This is a genomic window from Parazoarcus communis, assembly GCF_003111645.1.
In the GTDB taxonomy this organism is placed as follows: Bacteria; Pseudomonadota; Gammaproteobacteria; order Burkholderiales; family Rhodocyclaceae; genus Parazoarcus; species Parazoarcus communis_A.
Genome location: NZ_CP022187.1, coordinates 3,035,842 through 3,049,970, shown reverse-complemented (window position 1 = coordinate 3,049,970; position 14,129 = coordinate 3,035,842). Strand labels below are relative to the sequence as shown.

The following is a 14,129-nucleotide window of genomic DNA, read 5'->3' as shown; positions in this document are numbered from 1 at the left end:
GCGCAGTCGATCGTGAGCAGATGCCGATCGGGCCGGTGTGTGTTCAGGTGCCGAGCATGGTGACCACGAGCTCGCGCGCATGGCCCTGGCTGCGGTGCTCCCACAGGAAGATGCCCTGCCAGGTGCCGAGCAGCAGCCTGCCGCCAGCGACCGGCACCGTAAGTGCGACTTCGGTCAGTACGCTGCGGGCATGGGCGGCCATGTCGTCATCGCCCTCGAGGTCGTGGCGATAGGCCGGGTCGCCGTCGGGCGCCCAGCGCCGCGCCAGGGTTTCGAGATCGCGCCGCACGTCGGGATCGGCGTTCTCGGTGATCAGCAGCGCACAACTGGTGTGGCGCACGAAAACGTGAGCGACACCGGTATCGACGCCGCTGGCGGACACTGCTGCGGCCACAGCAGCAGTAATGTCGGTCATCCCGCGGCCACGGGTGCTGACCGTGAGGCGGGCCTGGCGGCTCACGTCCGGCGCTTCCACACCGTCAGCTCGGAAAGCGTGTGCTGATGCTTGCGCAGGGTTTCGCGGATCACGAAAGGCACGGCCTGCGGGCCCTGTACCAGCTCGAACTGCGCGCCGAGGATGTCCTTCAGGCCGTCGAGCGTGGTCCACGACTCGCCATCCTTCTTGAAGCCGCCGATCCACTCTTCGCGTTTGGTGTGCTCTTCCAGCCAGGTGTAGGGGGAGGCCAGGATCAGCAGGCCACCTGAATTGAGGCGATGGGCGACGTCCTCAAGGAAGCGGCGCGGACTGTAGAGGCGGTCGATCAGGTTCGCGGCGAGGATGAGGTCGAAGCCGGCGTGGATGTCCTTCAGATTGCAGGCATCGCCCTGCCAGAACTCCACCCGGCCTGCGGTCTCGGCAAGTCCGAGGGCGTCGAGGCGCCGCTCATGGTAGCTCACCAGTTCGCCTTCGTCGGGCAGGGTGTAGCGCAGGCTGCCGGTTTCCGCCAGCCTGGCCCCGGCCTGGATGAAGCGCGCCGAGAAGTCGATGCCGACCACCCTCGAGAAAGCCCGAGCGAGCTCGAAGCTGGCGCGGCCGGCGGCGCAGCCGAGATCGAGTGCCCGTGCGCTGCTGCCATTGCCCAGTCGCTTGTGAGCGTCGATGGCAATATCGGCCAGCGCCTTGGGGAAGTTGGGCACGCCGAAGACTTCGTCACCGTAGTGGAACTCGGCGTACTGGGACAGCAAGGCATCGGTCTCGTATGAGGAGGCCGGATTGAGGACGGGCGCGTCGGTGACCACGTAACGGAAGCCGGCATGCTGGAAGAAATGGCGGCGGAAGGCGTAACGCGAGGCGTGGCGCGACTCGTTGCCGGTGGAGATCCAGCTGCCGCCCTTGATGATGTTGTGGCGATCGTCGAAGGTCGGCGTGGTGAAATCGTCGTAGATCGGGTGAACCTTGAAGCCGTCGAATGGGTAGATCGCGGTTTCGCACCATTGCCAGACGTTGCCGACGACGTCGAACAGGTCGCCGTGGGCGTGGGTCGTGACCGGACAGCTCGACGCTGCGTAGTCGAGATGCAGGTTGGCGTGCGCCGGGGCGTCGCATGGCACGTCCGCCAGTCCGGCGTGGTCGTAGATGCGGTTCCACTCGTCCTCGGTGGGCAGGCGCACCGGCTGGCCACTTTCGCGCGCCTTCCAGCGGCAGAAGGCCCGGGCTTCGAGGCAGTTGGTCTCGACCGGCCAGTCCCACGGCATCGGCACCTCCTCGGTCATCAGGCGCAGTTTCCAGTTGCTGCCGTCCGGAACCCAGAAGGTGGGGTGCTCGGCACGGGCGAACCGCTTCCACCCCAGGCCTTCCTCGTCCCACAGGCTGTCGTCCGCGTAAGCGCCGGCGTCGACGAAGGCGCGGAATTCGCCATTCGACACCAGGTAGCGCGCGGCCTTGAACGCGGGAATCTCGGCTTCGTGGCGGCCGTACTCGTTGTCCCAGCCGTAGATCGGCTCGTCCGCATCGCGCCCGAGTCTGACCGTCCCCGCCGGGATGGCGACCAGCGTGTTGTCCGGCGCCGTACCGTGCTGGGTGGCGGGCCGCCACGCGCTGTGGGTGTTGACGTACTTAAGGGCGTGCTGACGGATCAGCACGGAGGAGGTTTCGAGATGGATGCGTTCATGTTCGATGCCCATCAGCACCGCCCAGAACGGATCGTTCCAGCCGATCGGCAAGGTGAGGGGCGTTTCCCGGATCACCTGGTCGACCACCGCCCGTACCTGGAGGCGATAGTTGGCCACTTCGTCCGCGCTCGGCCAGTCGTAGCGGGCGTCGTCGAGATCATCCCAGCTCATTTCGTCCACGCCGACGGCAAACATCGACTCGAGTCGCGGATCGAGGCGCTCCTCGATCAGGCCGGCAAGGATGAACTTGTTGATGAAGAAGGTGGCGGTGTGACCGAAATAGAAAATCAGCGGGTGGCGCAGGCTGATGGCCTTGGTGGTGTAGGCCTCCTCGTTCGCGAGCACCTGGAACAGGGATTCGTAGCGGTCGAAGGTGGCATGGAAACAGGCAAGGATCTCTGCCCGCTTGGCTTCGACATCGGCGCCCGAAAGCAGCGGTGTGCGCGGGAATAGCGGGTTCATTCGAGCATTCGGCATAGTCAGCATGGATCGGACTTTGATCGATTGGATTTGCGCGATCAAGCGCAGGCGAGGTCGGGGTGTGTCGGCAGGGGGGCGATGCGTTGCCACTGCACCTTGCACATACCCTAGTCCAGCTCTCTCAGGTCCGACACCGCCTCGTGCCCGAAGGCATCGGATAGCACATGATTGACCAGCTGCAAGGCGCACCGTTCCGCGCTGTTGAGCTGGCCTTCGCGCTTGAGCGCCTCGAAGCGGGCACGCTGGGGGAAGGCCGCCTCCGACGAAGCGCGGATCTCGCCCTGCATGTCGGTGTCGATCACGCCGGGTGCAATGCTGCTGATCTTCAGCCAGGGTGGGGCTTCGAGTGCGACTGCACGCGCATGGTGGTCGAGTGCGGCCTTGCTTGCGCAATACACACTCCAGCCGGCATAGGGCTTGCGCGCGGCACCGCTCGAAATATGCACGATGCGGCGTGCGCGCTCGGGGCTCCCGCCCGCGGCAAAGGCATTCGCCAGCGCAAGCGGTGCGGCAATGTTCAGGCTCACCGTCTGCAATATGCGGGCAGTGGACTGGTTTCCGAGCAGGCCGACGGGTTGCAGCAGCCCCGCGTTGTTGATGAGCAGTGCCGAGCCTTCGTCGGCCAGAAAGCGTTTGAAGCGGCCGCCCGAAAGCCAGGCGTCGAGTGCCGGGAGCTCGGACAGGTCGAGCGCTTCTTCCTGCAGCAGGGCCGGAAAGCGCACGGAAAGATCGGCGTTGCCGTGACGTGCAAGACCGAGCACCCGGATGCCGCGTTTGAGCAGGCTCTCCGCAATAGCGGCTCCAAGTCCGCGGCTGTGTCCGGTAACAATGGCGCGCATGCTCGTTCCTGTCGTCAAAACCTGATTGTGGGGAGCAATGGCGCTCGGGATCAAGTCGACGATGAATGAAAGGCGACGGTGCTCGCCGCGTCGTGGAATGCGCCACCAGACCGCAGTGGCGAGGTGGCAGGCAGCGATTCACGGCCTTGCGCCTGCTTGCCGGATCGAAACCACGACGCGCACAATTCCGCTTTGACGTTTGTCTGCCCATGAGCGCCTTTCAACCCCTTCATGCACTGTATCTGCTCGCTGGCGGCGCGGCCGTGCTGGCCTTGCGTGCAGGCCTCCGCTACGCGATCCGTGCCGGGCTGGCTGCACCTCGGATTGCGGAGACTGCAGGTCCGGACTCGCTTGGCCTGACGTTCTCAACCGAACGTATCCCGACCGCAAACGGCAAGCATCTGCACGCCTGGCTGATTCCGCCCAAAGCGGGTGTCGAGCTTGCAGCGACGGTCATCGTGCTGCATGGCTGGGGCGGCAATGCGCAGATGATGCTGCCGCTGGCGCAGCCGCTGCATGAAGCCGGGTTTGCGGCATTGTTCATCGATGCGCGCTGCCATGGGCGCTCGGACGGCGACAGCTTTGCCTCGCTGCCGCGCTTTGCCGAAGACGCCGAAGCCGCCTGTGACTGGCTGGCTGCACGGGCCGATCTGAGTGGCGGCCGCATCGCCCTGCTGGGCCATTCGGTCGGCGCCGGTGCGGTGCTGCTGGCCGCGACCCGGCGCGGCGAGGTGGCGGCGGTCGTCAGCGTGTCGGCCTTTGCCCATCCTGCGGACATGATGCGCAGCTGGCTCGCGAACAAACGCATTCCGCGCTGGCTGGCGGCCTACATCCTCGGCTACGTGCAGGCGACCATTGGTTTTCGCTTCGACGATATCGCGCCAGTGGCCAGCATCGCACGCCTGCATTGCCCGGTGCTGCTCGTGCATGGCGAGCATGATGACGTGGTGCCGGTGGCCGATGCCACCCGCCTGCACGCCGCGCGCGCCCACGACCGTGTGGAGCTGCTCACACTGCCGGGGGATCACGAGTCCTTCGAGGATATGGCGGGGGAAATGAAGACCATCATTGCCTTTCTGCGGTCCGCACTACCGCCGATTGCCAGCGACATGGCTGCAATACCCGCCGATCATCGATTTCGCGGGTGCGCTCCAATGCTTCGACTTTAGTGATAGATATCAGATGTTTCGGCACAGGCTTCGTGGCATCATTGGCACCCCGCCAACGCCTTGAGGAAACAGCGTTCTCGCCATGGTCATCGACCTGAAGGATTACTCGCTGCCGCAGCTTCGTGTGCTCGGCAACCGCATTGAAAATGAAATTCGCCGCCAACAGCTCAACAGCAAGGCGGTGCTGCGCCGCCGGCTGTCATCGCTGGCCCGCGATCACGGGTTGACGCTGGAAGAGGTGTGCAGCGACAAGGCCGCCGAGAAAATCGTCGAAGCACCGTCGAGCATCGCGCAACGGGCTTCCGCGCGTGTGCAGGTGGCGGCGAAGTACCGTCACCCCAGCAATCGCGAACTCGCCTGGTCGGGCCGGGGACGGCAGCCGCACTGGGTCAAGGCCTGGCTGGCAAACGGCGGCTCGATGGATGCGCTGGCGATCGCTGCCGAGAAGATGGCACCGCGCAACTTCCGCCTGCAGCAACTGTAAGGCGGCGCGGTTTGGCGCGCTGAATGGCGTCGGGCGTGCGTTTGCGCATCTCACCTGCATTGCCAGGTGTGCGAAACTGCGGCCCCGGCCATCCTGTCTGTCATCGCCATGCGCTTTCTTCATACCGCCGACTGGCATCTCGGTCGCGTCTATCACGGCGTCTCGCTGCTGGAAGACCAGGCCCATGTGTTGCGCGAATTTGTGCGCATCGCCGCCGAGCTGCGTCCCGATGCCATCCTGATCGCGGGCGACATCTACGATCGCTCGGTGCCGCCTGCCGATGCGGTACGCCTGCTCGACGAGGTGCTCACCGAACTGGTGTCCGGCCTCGGCATTGCGGTGGTCGTGATCGCGGGCAACCACGATGGCCCCGACCGACTGGCCTTCGGCTCCAGCCTGCTGACCCGGGCCGGACTGACGGTATGCGGGCCGGTGAGCGCACAGGTGCAGCCGCTGATGCTGCGCGATGCGGATGGCGAGGTCGCGGTCTATCCCCTGCCCTATGCCGAACCTGCGCTGGTGCGTACCGCGCTGGGCGACGACACGATCCATGATCATCACGCCGCGCTCGCGGCGCAGTTGGGCGCGATTCGGGCAAGTCATCCTGAAGGCGTGCGCGCGGTCGTGGTGGCACATGCCTTTGTGCTAGGCGGCAGCGAATCGGAGTCGGAGCGGCCGCTGACGGTGGGTGGCACCGGCGCCGTCGATGCCAGCGTGTTTGACGGCTTCGACTATGTCGCGCTCGGGCATCTGCACCGGCCGCAGCGTGCCGGCAGCGATCTCGTGCAGTATTCCGGTTCGCTGCTCAAGTACTCCTTCGCCGAAGCCGGTCATCTAAAGTCGGTCAATCTGGTCGAGCTCGACGGCGCCGGGCAGTGCCGTGTGGAGCAGATCGCACTCAAGCCGAGGCGCGATCTGCGCATTGTCGAAGGCACGCTCGAAGACATCGTTGCCGCGGCCGCCGACGATCCCGGCCGCGCCGACTACGTGCTCGCCCGCCTCAGCGACAGCGGCGCCCTGCTCGATGCGATGGGCAAGCTGCGCTCGGCCTATCCCAATGCGCTCGCCATCGAGCGCCCGGCGCTGCACGGCGAAGGCGAAGGACGGGCGGCGGAGGATCACCGGCGCGTCAGGATCGACACGCTGTTCGCCGGTTTCTACACCGAGATGACGGGCCAGACGCTCGATGAAGCCGGTTCCGCAGTGCTCGCCCGCATCGTCGATGAACTCGAACACGAAGGGCGCCACGCATGAAGCCGCTCAGACTCATCCTGCAGGCCTTCGGACCGTTCGCCGGCCGCGAGGAGATCGATTTCACGCTGTTGCCGGCGGGTTCCCTGTTCCTGATCTCCGGCCCCACCGGCGCGGGCAAGACCTCGATACTCGACGGCATCACCTGTGCGCTCTATGGCGACACCTCGGGTGGCGAGCGCAGTGCGCGCGAGATGCGCAGCCATCATGCCGACCCGGCGATGCTGACCGAAGTCGAATTCGAGTTCGCGCTCGGCAGTGAGCGCTACCGGGTGCAGCGCACGCCCGAGCAGGAACGCCCTGCGCAGCGCGCGACCCGCAGCGGCGACAGCATGGTGAAGGTGCCGGCCAAGGCCGCGCTGTTCCGCTTCGATGCGGCAGCGGACGGCGACGGCTGGGTGCCGCTGTCGAGCAAGAGCACCGAGGTCACGCAAGAGGTGACCAGGCTGCTCGGCTTCGAAGCCGAACAGTTCCGTCAAGTCGTTCTTTTGCCTCAGGGCCAGTTCCGCAAACTGCTGGCGGCCGGCTCCGGCGAGCGCGAAAAGATCCTCGTAACCCTGTTTGGCACCATCGCCTACAAGCGGGTTCAGGATGCGCTCAAGGCCGAGGCCGCCGCGTTGAGCAAACGTGCCGAGCACGCCCGCATGCAGCGCCAGATTCTGCTCGAGCAGGCCGGGGTGGATTCAGCAGAAGCCCTTGCCGCTCAGCGCCTGGTGCTGGACGAGGCCTTGCGTGCACTGGCCGAAGACGAGAAGCACGCACGTGAGGCCGATCTTCAGGCTCGCAGTGCCTTGCAGGCCGCACGCGCGCTTGACGCCCGTTTTGTCGAGCGTGAAGCGGCGGTCGCAGCCATGCAGTCGCTCGAAGCGCGTCAGCCAGAAGCGGAGCGTCAGCGCAGCCGTCTTGGCATTGCACGCAAGGCGGTGCAGGTGCTGCCGGCCGACCGTTCTCTGAGCGACGCGCGTCAGCAGGCGAAAAGCGCTCGTGAAGCAGTGACGATGCTGTCGCAGCAGGCGGGCAGGCTTGCCGATGTGCTGAGCGCGGCGATGCAGGCGCTCGCGCATGAGAATGCGGAGGATCAGGTTCTGGCACGTGAGGCCGCCCAGCGCGAAGTGTTGCGGCTGGAGGGCCTGGCGGAGAAGGTGGAGCAACTGGCGCGGGCCGAGGTCGGGCTGCAGTCCCTGCAAAAGCTCAGGGCTGGGGCGGATGCGGCGCTGGCTGCGGCGATGAAGGACGCGGAAGCACTCGGCACCCGCCGGCTTGAACTGGTCCAGCGGATAGAGGCGCTGCAGCCACAGGCGGCGGGCATCGAGGCACTGGGCCTGCGACTCAAGCAGGCGGAGCAGCACGAGCGTGCGAGGCAAAACCTGGCGCAGCAGCAGCGCAAGCGCGACGGCTTTCACAGCGCTGAAGCCACACAGCAGCGTGTGCTTGATCAGGCAACGGCTGCCCGCGACATCGCACGGCAGGCGTTCGAGGCGCTGGATGCCACCTGGCGCCAAGCCCAGGGCGCGATCCTCGCACACCACCTGCATGACGGTGCCCCTTGTCCCGTCTGCGGCAGCGCCGAGCATCCCGCGCCAGCCCGTTACGACGGCGAGCTGCCGACCGAAGCCGCGCTGAAAGCTGCACGTGAAGCCGTCAGTCGTGCCGAAAAGGCCCACGACGGCGCGCGCACCGCCTTCGACACGGCATCGCGGCAAACTGCAATCGCGCAGGCCGAGGTCGATGCGTTGCAATCGGCGTTGAGCGCGAGCGCAGGAGAGGACGGGGCGGTGCCGGATTCGGTCGCCATGCTGCGCGAGCAGCTGCAGGCGGCGACTGCCGCACAGACCGAGCTCGCCGCCGCACGCTCGCAACTCGCCACGCTCGAGACCGCGCAGCTGAAAGCTGCAGCAATGCTGGACGAGGCGCGTGCGGCGGTCAGCAAGGCTACAAGCGAGGAACAGGGGGCAAAGCAGGTCGTCGATGAACGTCGCGCAGCGGTTCCCGAGCCCTTGCGGGCGCCGGCCGCGCTCGGCGCCGCGCTGGAGCAGGCCCGCGCCCGGCGCCAGACGCTCGAGCGTGCGCTGAGCCAGGCGCAGTCCGCGCACAGCAAGGCCGTCAGCGAGGACGCGGCCCTGCGTGCCCGTCAGGACGAACTGCAGAAGGCGCTTGCTTCAGCCACCCGACGCGAGGCAGACGCAGCGGAGGCGTTCGTCGCGGCGCTTGCGGCCACGGGATTTGCCGACGAGCCCACCTATCGCGATGCGTTGCTCGAACCGGCCGCGATCGACATGCTTGCGGCCGAGCTGAGCCGCTTCGACGACAACCATGCCGCGGCACGCGAGCGGCGCAAGCTCGCGGAGGCTGCGATTGAGGGGCAGCAACGGCCGGACCTCGTAGCGCTTGAGGCGATGGCAAGTGCGCAGCGTGAGCGGCTTGAGGTCGTGCTGGGCGAGCTCGGCCAGCGCAAGGTCGAGCGCGACAGGATCATGCTCAGCCTGAATAAGCTGGCGGAAATCGCCCGCGAAACTGGCAGCATCGAAGCGGAATACCGTGTCGCCGGTCATCTTGCCGCGATTGCCAATGGCGAGAACGGTCGCAATCTCACCTTCCAGCGTTACGTGCTGGCGGCGCTGCTCGACGACGTGCTGCGTGCGGCCTCTCTGCGCTTGCGGGCGATGAGCCGTGGGCGCTACCTGCTGCAGCGGCGCGACGAAGTGGCGGATGCGCGGCGTGCGGCCGGCCTCGACCTCGAGGTGATGGACGATTACACCGGCCGTGCGCGGCCGGTGAGCACGCTGTCGGGCGGCGAAGGCTTCATGGCCTCGCTGGCGCTGGCGCTCGGCCTGTCCGACGTGGTGCAGGCCTACGCTGGCGGCGTGCAGCTCGATACCCTGTTCATCGATGAGGGCTTCGGCAGCCTCGATCCGGAGTCGCTCGACATGGCGATGAAGGCCCTGATCGACCTGCAGCAGCGCGGCCGCATGGTGGGGGTGATCTCGCACGTCGACGAGATGAAGCAGCAGATCGATGTCGCCATCGACGTGGTGCAGGGGGTGAGGGGAAGCAGGGTGCGCATCCGGGCGTGAGCTGGCTCCCGCAAGATGCCGGTGCAATACGTTGTTGCAATCGCTTGCGGAACCCGCTCACTGTGAAAGCCCTCTGAACCGGTTCTTAGACAACCATAACGAGAGGTGATGCCATGAGCACAGACACCCTGACACATTTCATTCGAACTTCCGCCCGCTACCTCGGCGTTCCGCCGCGTGACGTGCAAACTGCTGCCTGACCCGGCGCCCGCCGTCCGGAGCCGCTCGAACCGCTAGTGTGCGGGCGCGACCGCCGGAATCTCGACCCGCTCCTGACGCATCAAGAGCGGGTCGGGTGGAGGCTCAAGATAGAGCGCACGCAGCAGATTGCCCTGCGTGATCGCCGCCAGCCTAAAGCGCCCCATCTCCTGAGTGCGTGCCCAGATCACCGCCTCACCCTCCGACGCAAAGTCGAGCGATTGAACCGCCTGACCTCCTCCGTACCATGCCTGCAGCGACTCGAAGAAGGCGACCTTCCACGCCGAAGTGCCGGTCTCGTTCATGTCATGCGCTCCATGCGAGTTTGAGTGGGCTTTGATTAACGACCTTGTGTGTCGTTCCATTGCAGGTACACGTCGGTAACGGGAACGATTCTCGTCGAGCCCATTCCAATCGGCCATGGATACCCTGACACATGCCCTTTCCGGTGCCCTCGCCGGTCGTCTGCTTGCGCCGCGCAAAGGTGTGGCAGGTGCGCTGCCGCCACCGGTATGGCAGGCCGTTGCGGTCGGCACGGCTGCCGCGACATTTCCCGATCTCGATTTCGTGCTCGGATTCGTCTCCGAGCTGACTTACCTGCGCGGGCATCGCGGCGTCACCCACTCCCTGCTGCTGATGCCGGTGTGGGCCCTGCTGGTCGCAGCGCTGATGGCCGGCCTGTTCCGCCTTCGACGCGGGCGCGAGGCCGCAGCGAGCTGGCGCGCCTTCTACCTGATCGCCTGCTCCGGCATCTTCATCCACATCCTCGGCGACCTGATCACCCAGTTCGGCACCATGATTCTGGCGCCCTTCTCGGACCGGCGCTTTGGCTGGGGAACGACCTTCATCATCGACCTCGGCTTTTCAGGCATCATCCTTGCCGGCTTGCTGGCAAGCGCGCTCTGGCGTCGCAGCCGTGTCCCCGCCGGGCTGGCACTCGTGGTGCTTGCGGGCTGGGTGGGGCTGAGTGCATCGGCGCGTCACGACGCCATCGAGTTTGCGCGCGCCCACGCCACGGCGAACGATATCGACATCGTGAGCGTGGATGCGGTGCCCCGACCGGCGTCGCCGTTCAACTGGACGGCTGTTGTGTTCGATGGCGAGCGCTACCATTACGCCCACATCAATACCCGGCGCAGCGAGCCGCTTGAGGTGACCGAGAGCGACAACTTCATTCGCCGTCTGTCGGCGGCCTATGCGCCGCTGTCGATGGCACAGTGGACGGTGCGTCCGGTGTTTGGCAACGGGGACGCCAGCGCCATTGCGCGCCAGGTATGGGACGAGGACAAGTTCGCCTTCTATCGCTGGTTTGCGATGTTTCCGATGCTCGATCAGGTCGAGCCAGCCGCTGGCGGCGGTGTTTGCGTGAACTTTGTCGATCTGCGTTTCGAGACGCCGGGGCGCGATGGCGTGCCCTTCCGCTACGGTCTGTGCGGTGGCGCGTCCGAGGGCTGGCGGATCTTCGAACGCGTCACCGGCGGACGCCGGTGGATCGGGGAGTGAGCCGGGTGCCACGGCCCTGATGTGATGCACCGCGCAAGCTTGCGCGGTGCCGGATCGAACGCTTACTTGCCGCCGGGGACCGTGCCCTCGACGCCTTCCAGGTAGTAACTCATCGCCAGCTTGTCCTTGTCGTTCATGTCCTTTCCGGCTGCGACGACTTCCTTGCCGGCCTGGTCACGCAGCGGTCCCATGAACACCGGGCGGCTGCCGTCGATGATGCCCTGACGGCGTTCGGCCACAAGTTGCTTCACGTCGGCCGGCAGCATGTCGCCAAGACGGCCGAGGTCGATTGCACCCTCCTTGAGTCCGTACCAGACCTGTTGCTGCGGCTTGAAGCTGCCTTCCAGCATTTCACCGACCACCTTGGTGTACCACACGCCCCAGTTGATCTCGCTGGCGGCCAGCTGCGCTTTCGGGCCGTAGGCGTGCATGTCGGAATCCCAGCCGAAGGCATAGGCGCCCTTCTCCTGCGCGGCCTGCAGCACGGCGGGCGAGTCGGTGTTCTGCATCAGCACGTCGGCACCTTGCGCGAGCAGGGTCAGTGCAGCCTGGCGCTCCTTGCCGGGATCGAACCAGGAATTGACCCAGATGACGCGGGTGGTGGCGGCCGGGTTCACGCTGCGTGCGCCCAGCGTGTAGGCGTTGATGTTGCGGATGACTTCCGGAATCGGGTGTGAGCCGACCACGCCGAGCTTGCCGGACTTGCTCATCTTGCCGGCGACGACGCCGGCAAGATACGCGCCCTCGTAGGTGCGGACGTCGTAGGTGCCCAGGTTTGCGGCGGTCTTGTAGCCGGTGGCGTGCTGGAACATCACCTTCGGGAACTGGCGGGCGACCTTGAGCGTGGCATCCATGTATCCGAAGGAGGTGGTGAAGACCAGACCGTGCCCGTCCTGTGCAAGACTGCGCACGACGCGCTCGGCGTCCGCGCCCTCGGCCACGCTCTCGATGAAGGTCGTCTTCACCTTGCCCGGGAACGCGGCTTCGACGGCACGCCGGCCAAGGTCGTGGGCGAAGGTCCAGCCTGCCTCGCCGACCGGACCGACATAGACGAAGCCCACCTTCAATGGCCCGGTGCTCTGGGCATTTACGGCCGAGACGGGGAGCAGTGTGGTGGCAGCCAGCGCTGCGCTCCACTTGAGGACGGTACGACGGTCAGTCATGCGTGAACTCCGGCAGGTGGAAGAAGTACGGGGATCAGTCTTCGGGCAATGCGTCGAGGCGCGCCAGCCAGGGGGTACGCTCGGCGTCGCCGACAAAGCTCGCTTCGAGGCTGTTGCGCGCGATGCGCTTGAGTTCGGCACGGCTCAAGTGCAGGGCTTCGGCGGTGGCGAGAAAGTTCTGGCCGATGTAGCCGCCGAAGTAGGCGGGATCGTCCGAGTTGATCGTGACTTTCAGCCCGGCATCGAGCAGTTGCTTCAGGTTGTGGTCCTGAAGCGTGGGGAAGACGCACAGCTTGATGTTCGACAGCGGGCAGACCGTCAGCGGAGTCTGTTCGCGCACCAGGCGTTCGACCAGCGCCGGATCTTCGGCCGCGCGCACGCCATGATCGATGCGTTCGACCTTGAGCAGATCCAGCGCCTCGACGATGTAGGCGGGTGGGCCTTCCTCGCCGGCATGGGCGACGATATGCAGGCCCAGCTCGCGGCAGCGCGCAAAGAGACGGGCAAACTTGGACGGCGGATGGCCTTTTTCGGAGGAGTCGAGGCCGACACCGTGAATGCGTGAAACATGCGGCACGGCCTGTTCCAGCGTGGCAAAGCCTTCGTCCTCGCTCAGGTGGCGCAGGAAACACAGGATCAGGCGCGAACTGATGCCGTACTGCACGCGGGCTTCGTCGCACGCGCGTTCAAGGCCGTCGAGCACCGTTTGGAAGGCGACGCCGCGTTCGGTGTGGGTCTGGGGGTCGAAGAACAGCTCCGCATGCACCACTCCATCCGCATGCGCGCGGGCGAAGTAGGCCATGGCGAGCTCGTAGAAGTCCTGCTCATGGATCAGTGCAGCGGCACCCGCGTAGTAGAGGTCGAGAAAGCTCTGCAGGTCGGAAAATGCGTAGGCGGCGCGGGTGGCCTCGACGCTCGACCATGGCAGGGTCACGCCATTGCGCTGCGCCAGCGCGAACATCATCTCGGGTTCGAGCGAGCCCTCGATGTGCAGGTGAAGCTCGGCCTTGGGCAGGGCGCGGATATAGGTTTCGAGGTCCATCGCGATCTCCAGTTCGGGATTGAGCCGGCTTCGCGGTGATGCTGCACTGCCGCAGAACTCGTCAGGACGATCATAGTGCGAGTGCCAGGGGATGCGCGAAGCCAACTGACAATACCGATCATAAAGCGAAGCGGATAAGGCAGTATGGCCTCGGGCGGGCTCAGACGGGCGGACTGGTCGCGAATCCCGGACCCGCGATCAGACTCCGCACGACGGACTGAAAGGCGTCGGCGAACTGGTCGGCATCAAGATCAGGGTTGCGCACGCTCCGTGCCAGTACGCCTTCGAACAGCGTGGCGAGAATTTCGACCATGTTGGTGATCGTCTCATCGTCGGTGCTCAGTCCTTTGGCGCCGCGCGCCAGGCGCAGGATGTCGGTGATGTTTTCATTGCAGCACTTGCTGGCATTGCGCACGATGACGGCGATCTCGGGATTGCGCGACGCTTCTGCGAGGATCTCGAGTTTGAGCACGGCTTTCCCGCGCTCAAGGTTCTCCTTCACGCCTTCCACCACGCCATCGATCATGGCTTCAAGGATGTCGTCGGCGGCACGCCACGTGGCGCTGAGCGTCAGCAATTCATCAAGATCATGCGCGACGATGGCGGCAATGATCGCTTCCTTGTTCTCGAAATAATGATAAATGTGCCCTGCGCTCATGCCAGCGGACTTGGAAATCTGCGAGATGCTGGCACCATGGAAGCCGTGAGCACGAAAGCAGTCGGAAGCCGCTGCAAGGATCTGGGCTCGACGCGCTTCTGCGCGTGAGCAGTCCGCGGGCGTATGCGCTTCTGCGTTCATGACCTGTCTCCGACG

Annotated in this window: 12 protein-coding genes; 5 read left to right on the top strand and 7 right to left on the bottom strand. The window is 65.6% G+C overall.

Features of this window, described 5'->3' with window-relative positions:
• Positions 1–43: 43 nt before the first annotated feature.
• The 3 genes from CEW83_RS13905 to CEW83_RS13895 form a co-directional block, all read right to left on the bottom strand.
• Positions 44–460: a secondary thiamine-phosphate synthase enzyme YjbQ gene (locus CEW83_RS13905; RefSeq protein WP_108951413.1), complete on the bottom strand. Its 417-nt coding sequence runs from the start codon at positions 458–460 to the stop codon at positions 44–46.
• Positions 457–2,574 carry a 5-histidylcysteine sulfoxide synthase gene (gene ovoA, locus CEW83_RS13900; protein ID WP_108949880.1) on the bottom strand — a complete coding sequence of 706 codons (2,118 nt, stop codon included), beginning with the start codon at positions 2,572–2,574 and terminating at the stop codon, positions 457–459. The genes CEW83_RS13905 and ovoA overlap by 4 nt, the downstream gene beginning before the upstream one ends.
• Before the next feature lie 125 nt (positions 2,575–2,699).
• The gene (locus CEW83_RS13895) at positions 2,700–3,431 is read right to left on the bottom strand and encodes an SDR family oxidoreductase (protein ID WP_108949879.1); all 732 of its coding nucleotides are present in this window, start codon (positions 3,429–3,431) and stop codon (positions 2,700–2,702) included.
• A 209-nt stretch (positions 3,432–3,640) separates the two neighbouring features.
• Between CEW83_RS13895 and CEW83_RS13890 the strand changes: the two genes are divergently transcribed.
• From CEW83_RS13890 to CEW83_RS13875, 4 genes are all read left to right on the top strand, one after another.
• Positions 3,641–4,600 (top strand): alpha/beta hydrolase, encoded by a 960-nt coding sequence (locus CEW83_RS13890; protein ID WP_108949878.1) that lies wholly within the window; start codon positions 3,641–3,643, stop codon positions 4,598–4,600.
• An 82-nt stretch (positions 4,601–4,682) separates the two neighbouring features.
• Positions 4,683–5,084, top strand: a complete 402-nt coding sequence (locus CEW83_RS13885) for an H-NS family nucleoid-associated regulatory protein (protein ID WP_234418829.1) — start codon at positions 4,683–4,685, stop codon at positions 5,082–5,084.
• Between the two features lie 66 nt (positions 5,085–5,150).
• Positions 5,151–6,338: an exonuclease SbcCD subunit D gene (locus tag CEW83_RS13880; RefSeq protein WP_234418828.1), complete on the top strand. Its 1,188-nt coding sequence runs from the start codon at positions 5,151–5,153 to the stop codon at positions 6,336–6,338.
• Entirely contained in the window at positions 6,335–9,409 is a 3,075-nt protein-coding gene (locus CEW83_RS13875) for an AAA family ATPase (RefSeq protein ID WP_108949877.1), read from the top strand. The genes CEW83_RS13880 and CEW83_RS13875 overlap by 4 nt, the downstream gene beginning before the upstream one ends.
• Before the next feature lie 233 nt (positions 9,410–9,642).
• Here the strand turns inward: CEW83_RS13875 and CEW83_RS13870 are convergent, their stop codons facing one another.
• Positions 9,643–9,912 carry a hypothetical protein gene (locus CEW83_RS13870; RefSeq protein ID WP_108949876.1) on the bottom strand — a complete coding sequence of 90 codons (270 nt, stop codon included), beginning with the start codon at positions 9,910–9,912 and terminating at the stop codon, positions 9,643–9,645.
• A gap of 115 nt (positions 9,913–10,027) precedes the next feature.
• Between CEW83_RS13870 and CEW83_RS13865 the strand changes: the two genes are divergently transcribed.
• A complete protein-coding gene (locus CEW83_RS13865) occupies positions 10,028–11,110 on the top strand; it encodes a metal-dependent hydrolase (protein ID WP_108949875.1) in 1,083 nt (360 codons plus the stop codon).
• A gap of 62 nt (positions 11,111–11,172) precedes the next feature.
• Here the strand turns inward: CEW83_RS13865 and CEW83_RS13860 are convergent, their stop codons facing one another.
• The 3 genes from CEW83_RS13860 to CEW83_RS13850 all read right to left on the bottom strand — a co-directional run bounded on the left by CEW83_RS13860 (position 11,173) and on the right by CEW83_RS13850 (position 14,114).
• On the bottom strand, positions 11,173–12,273 hold the full coding sequence (locus CEW83_RS13860; RefSeq protein WP_108949874.1) for a BMP family ABC transporter substrate-binding protein: 1,101 nt from the start codon (positions 12,271–12,273) through the stop codon (positions 11,173–11,175).
• 34 nt (positions 12,274–12,307) lie between these two features.
• Positions 12,308–13,315 carry an adenosine deaminase gene (locus tag CEW83_RS13855; RefSeq protein ID WP_108951410.1) on the bottom strand — a complete coding sequence of 336 codons (1,008 nt, stop codon included), beginning with the start codon at positions 13,313–13,315 and terminating at the stop codon, positions 12,308–12,310.
• 160 nt (positions 13,316–13,475) lie between these two features.
• Positions 13,476–14,114, bottom strand: a complete 639-nt coding sequence (locus tag CEW83_RS13850; RefSeq protein ID WP_108949873.1) for a TetR/AcrR family transcriptional regulator — start codon at positions 14,112–14,114, stop codon at positions 13,476–13,478.
• Positions 14,115–14,129 lie beyond the last annotated feature (15 nt).